At 65.2% G+C, this 4,912-nt stretch carries 4 protein-coding genes and 1 riboswitch; all 4 genes read right to left on the bottom strand.

Annotation, left to right across the window (positions count from 1 at the left end; translation table 11 throughout):
• Nucleotides 1-119 precede the first annotated feature (119 nt).
• Nucleotides 120-1,358 carry a DUF4397 domain-containing protein gene (locus R3280_RS15970; RefSeq protein WP_318999603.1) on the bottom strand — a complete coding sequence of 413 codons (1,239 nt, stop codon included), beginning with the start codon at nucleotides 1,356-1,358 and terminating at the stop codon, nucleotides 120-122.
• 9 nt (nucleotides 1,359-1,367) lie between these two features.
• Nucleotides 1,368-1,508 (bottom strand): hypothetical protein, encoded by a 141-nt coding sequence (locus tag R3280_RS15965; protein WP_318999602.1) that lies wholly within the window; start codon nucleotides 1,506-1,508, stop codon nucleotides 1,368-1,370.
• 141 nt (nucleotides 1,509-1,649) lie between these two features.
• A complete protein-coding gene (locus R3280_RS15960; protein ID WP_318999601.1) occupies nucleotides 1,650-3,017 on the bottom strand; it encodes a sodium:solute symporter family transporter in 1,368 nt (455 codons plus the stop codon).
• Nucleotides 3,007-3,098, bottom strand: a riboswitch (TPP riboswitch). (Overlaps the previous gene by 11 nt.)
• A gap of 103 nt (nucleotides 3,099-3,201) precedes the next feature.
• Nucleotides 3,202-4,912 (bottom strand): NADP-dependent isocitrate dehydrogenase (locus tag R3280_RS15955; protein WP_318999600.1); only part of this gene is annotated, 1,711 nt, incomplete at its 5' end.

The following is a 4,912-nucleotide window of genomic DNA, read 5'->3' as shown; positions in this document are numbered from 1 at the left end:
GCGGAGCTCCGGGGGCTTCGGTGGCCCGCCGGGAGGAAGGGGATATGCGGGGTCTGGTGGCCTGGATCTGGGCGGGAACGGGCGGCGGCCGTGAGACCGCCGCCCAACAGCTGTCGCCGTCAGTTAATGATGAAATCGTCCAGCAGGGTGACGTCGAAACCGCTGCCATCGGCATTCTCCCGGGCCACCACGCTATAGGTGGAGCCGCTGGCGAGACTCACCGTCGCCGGTCCGATGGCCACGGTACCGGTGCCGGCGACCGTCACGATGACATCGTAGTCGCCCTCCGCCACGTAGAGGTAGTCGGAGGCCGCTTCAAAGGGCACATCCGACAGCACCGGCTCGCCGTTGCCGATACCGGCGCCCACTGCGGTCAGGTAGACATCAACGTTGGGCGCGGTACCGGCCCCGTGGATGACCCGCAGCCTGGCCGATGTGGCCCCGGAGCGGTTGTCGTCGGTGTAGGGCAGCAGTTGCAGGGCCGCAAACTCGTTGGCCGCCAGCACGGTATAACCAACCCCGTTGGCCAGCGGCAGCGTGGCGTTGATTGCGGAAGACTTGACCCCGGCCGCGGTCACATCGATCCGGGTATCACCGGCCGCCAGGGCGGCATAACTGCCCAGTGCAGCGCTGGGGGCGGCATTGGGGAACTCCAGATTGGCGATGGCGGGAGCGCCCGCCAGGGCCTGGTCATTGACGTACACGTCCACGCCGGTGTTGTTCATCGCCGGCGTGTTGTAGGAGTTATGGACCACCCGCACGCCGGCACCGGCATTGGTGTCGAAGATCTCGGACACGCTACCGCCGCTCTCGACAATCAGGCTGACCGGGGAATCGCCAAAGCCGGTGTTGTTGACCGCCCCCACCAGCAGATCCGAGCCGGCGGCCAGGGGCACGGTGCCGCTGTCATAGGCCACGGTCGGGTCGTTGGCGGCGGTGATGCGGATCTGGTAGTCGCCGGCCGGCACCTCCACCGGATCACTGACGGTCTTGAAGGTGAAATCCGCCAGCAGGGGCTCGCCAAGGGGATCACCCGGGGCGGTGACGTAGACATCGACGGCGTTCACCGCCGGCAGGGACGCCAGGTGCGCCACCCTCAGCCGAACCGAGTCGGCATCCTCGCGGGCACCATCGTCGCTGACCACCAGCGGCGCCAGGGCCCGGTCACCGGTACCGCCCACATCGCCAACCGCGATGATGTCGTAGGACAGACCCTCCGCGAGGTCCACCGTGGCGGGGCCGATCACCCGGGTGGTTTCGCCTCCTGGCAGCACCGCATCCACCGTCACTGAGCGGGCACCGGACACCGTCTCCAGCTGCCGTGCCTGTTTGTAGTCGGCACCACCGACCACCGGCACGCCATCGATTTAGGCATTGACCCGGGGCGCGTTGGAGGAAGCGTGAATAATGGTGACCTGACTGACGGGGTCGTCATCACTGTCAAGCCAGCAACCGCCCAGCATCAGGGCTGAGATCGCCAGCGCGGGAAAACGGAACCACTTGCTCATTGCGACACTCCTTTCGTTTGATGAACCGCCAGGAATTACGCAATGCACTTCAGGCCAGATATTGCATTTTCAAATCATTTTGGAATGAAAACACTTTTCTAAAAACGAAAACAGGGGGTTCGCGCCCGAACCCCGCCTGCCTCATCGGCGGGGTGCCAACAGGGCGACCAGCAGGCTGACCAGTGTGGAGGCCAGCAGCGCGCCGGCAAACGGCCCGAGAGTGGGGATACCGCCCGGGAAACTGGCCGCCAGCAAGCCGGCCGCCAGACTGCCGCCGACCAGCCAGCCCGGCAGGATGGCCCCCACCAGGCCCGCCAGGGCACCTGCCACCGCCGCAGTGGTGGTCATCCGGGACCAGAGCCCCAGCAGGACCGGCACCACCGCCGTGGCGCACAGCAGGTCGGCAATCAGGAACAGCCTCAGTACCGAGTAGCCCTGCAGAGCGATCAGCACCACCGGCACCATCAGCACCACCGTGATCCAGCGCGCGGCAGTGAGGGAGAGGCCACTCTTCTCGGTGACCGCCAGCGACGCCAGACCGTTCTGCAGGGTATCCACCGAGGAGGCCACCAGGGTCAGGGCCAGCACCAGGGCCAACAGGGAAACCCAGGGCGGCGCTGTGGCCAACAGCGCGAAGAAGGGGATCGGCGGCGAGCCCAGATCGACACCGCTCATGGCGGCGAAAATACCCAGACCGCCCACCAGGGCTACCACCAGCACGGTGACCAGGCCACCCAGCATGGCGCCCCGACCCAGGCTGGCGCCGTCACGGGCGGACCAGACCCGCTGCCAGTAACCCTGATGGAAAAGATTGGCGGCGGTGACCGCGATCACCAGGGTCAATGCCACCGCCAGGGCACTGCCCGTGGGTACGTCGGCGAAGGCAGCTGTCTCCGGCAGGGCCGGCAACGCCTGCAGTGAAACCACCCCCACCACCAGCAGCAGGGCGATCAGCAGCACCGCCTGCCAGCGATCCGTGACCAGGCTGGCCCGCAGTCCGCCCCAGGCGGTGTAGATCAGGGTGGCAACGGCAACGCCAAGGATCGCCAGGCTGCCGTCCAGGCCCGACAGCAGGCCGGTAATAGCGCCAATGGCGGTCAGCTCCGCGGTCAGGAAACACAGCATGTAGAGTACCGAGATCACCGCCACCCAGCGCCGCACGCCATTGCCGTAGCAGGCCTGGGCGAATTCGCCGATGCTGCGCCCGGCCGGAAGGTGGCGGCGGATGGCCGGACCGCAGAGGGCAAACACCACGAAGGGCAGCGCCGCTCCGATGGCATAGCCCGCCAGCGCCAGTGGTCCCACCAGCGCCCCCACTTCCGGCGGTGCGAACAGGATCCAGCCCCCCATGCCGGAGGCCAGGAAGGACAGCCCGAGGGCCCGGGCGCCCTGGGAGTTGCGGGCGGTGACATAGTCGTCCAGACCGCCGTCGGCAAGACGGGCCCGCAGGCCCAGCCAGGTAAACAGGATCAGCGCTGCTGCCAGCGCCGCTGCGGTGGTATAGATCATGTCGCGCTTCCTCCGCCGGTACGAACCGGATCAGGTTCCAGGGTTATCTTCTCAGCCCGACGGGCTCCCCTGGCGACAATGGCTTTGGTGTGGGTCGGGCACGAGCCCGTTGCGGTGTCTGAGCGTCGCGCAAACAAAAGGCCCGGTCAAGACAGGCTTGGACCGGGCCTTTTGGCTATCGGCGTCAGGCTTGCGCCTTGGCCTTGTCCAGGGCCTCACGGAGCGCCTTGTTGAAGGTCTCGCTGGGCTGCATGACCTCCTCTACCTTCTCCCTGGAGGGGTGATAGTAGCCACCGATATCCGCAGGATGACCCTGGATCACACTCATTTCCTCCAGGATCTTGTCGCGGTTTTCGTTAAGGAACTTGGACAGCGGCGTGAAGAACTCCTTCAGCTGCTTGTCGTCGTCCTGCTTGGCCAGTTCCTCGGCCCAGTACATGGCCAGCCAGAAGTGGCTGCCGCGGTTGTCCAGCTCACCGGTAACCCGGGACGGCGACTTGTTCTCTTCCAGCAGGCGTCCGGTGGCCAGGTCCATGGTCTTGCCCAGGACCCGCGCCTTGGGGTTGTCCTGCTTCTCGCCCATGTCCTCCAGGGACACCGCGATTGCCAGGAACTCGCCCAGGGAATCCCAGCGCAGGTGGTTCTCCTCCAGCAGCTGCTGGACATGCTTGGGAGCGGAGCCACCGGCACCGGTCTCGAACAGGCCACCACCGGCCATCAGCGGCACGATGGACAGCATCTTGGCGCTGGTGCCCAGCTCCAGGATGGGGAACAGATCGGTGAGGTAATCCCGCAGCACGTTGCCGGTGACCGAGATGGTATCCAGGCCGCGAATCAGCCGTTCCATGGTGTAGCGGATGGCCCGTACCGGCGATTTGATCTGGATATCCAGACCCTCGGTATCCAGCTCGGCCAGATACTTGTGAACCTTCTTGATCAGCTGGGCGTCATGGGCACGCTCGTCGTCCAGCCAGAACACCGCCGGCATGCCGGAGGAGCGGGAGCGGTTGACCGCCAGCTTGACCCAGTCGCGGATCGGCAGGTCCTTGGTCTGGCAGGCGCGCCAGATGTCGCCCTGCTCGACGTTGTGGGAAATCAGCACCTTGCCCTGATCATCCACCACCCGCACGGTACCGGCGGCGGGAATCTCGAAGGTCTTGTCGTGGGAGCCGTACTCCTCCGCCTTCTGGGCCATCAGACCGACGTTGGCCACCGTGCCCATGGTACGGGGATCGAAGGCACCGTGGGTCTTACAGAAGTTGATGACTTCCTGGTAGATGGTGGCGTAGGTGCTCTCCGGCATCACCGCCTTGGTGTCCTTGAGCTTGCCGTCCGGGCCCCACATCTGGCCGGAGCTGCGGATCATTGCCGGCATGGAGGCGTCGACGATGACATCACTGGGCACGTGCAGGTTGGTGATGCCCTTGACGGAGTCCACCATGGCCAGTTCCGGGCGCTTGGCGTAGCAGGCATGGAGGTCTTCCATGATCTGCTCGCGCTTGGATTCCGGCAGCGATTTGATGCGGTCGATGACGCTGCTCAGACCGTTGTTGGGATTGACCCCCAGCTCCTTGAACAGGTCGCCGTACTTCTCGAACAGGTCCTTGTAGAAGATGGTCACCGCATGGCCGAACACGATGGGGTGGGAGATCTTCATCATGGTGGCCTTGACGTGCAGGGAAAACATCACGCCGGTTTCCTTGGCATCCTCCAGCTGGTGCTCGAAGAATTCCCGCAGTGCCTTGCGGCTCATGAACATGCCGTCCAGCACTTCGCCTTCCTGCAACTCCAGTTCCGGCTTCAGCACCGTGGTCTTGCCGGTGGCGGCATCGGTGAAATCGATATGGACGGTGCAGGCCCGGTCCAGGGTCAGGGACTGTTCGCTGGAATAGAAG

This window comes from Marinobacter sp. (assembly GCF_033722195.1).
GTDB lineage: Bacteria > Pseudomonadota > Gammaproteobacteria > Pseudomonadales > Oleiphilaceae > Marinobacter.
Note: the sequence above shows the minus strand (reverse complement) of the source record. Positions and strands in the feature narration are given on the sequence as shown.

Excerpts from the sequence above, each read along its gene's own strand:
- R3280_RS15965 (WP_318999602.1), bottom strand. The coding sequence starts at position 1,508 with ATGAGCAAGTGGTTCCGTTTTCCCGCGCTGGCGATCTCAGCCCTGATG.
- R3280_RS15960 (WP_318999601.1), bottom strand. The coding sequence starts at position 3,017 with ATGATCTATACCACCGCAGCGGCGCTGGCAGCAGCGCTGATCCTGTTT.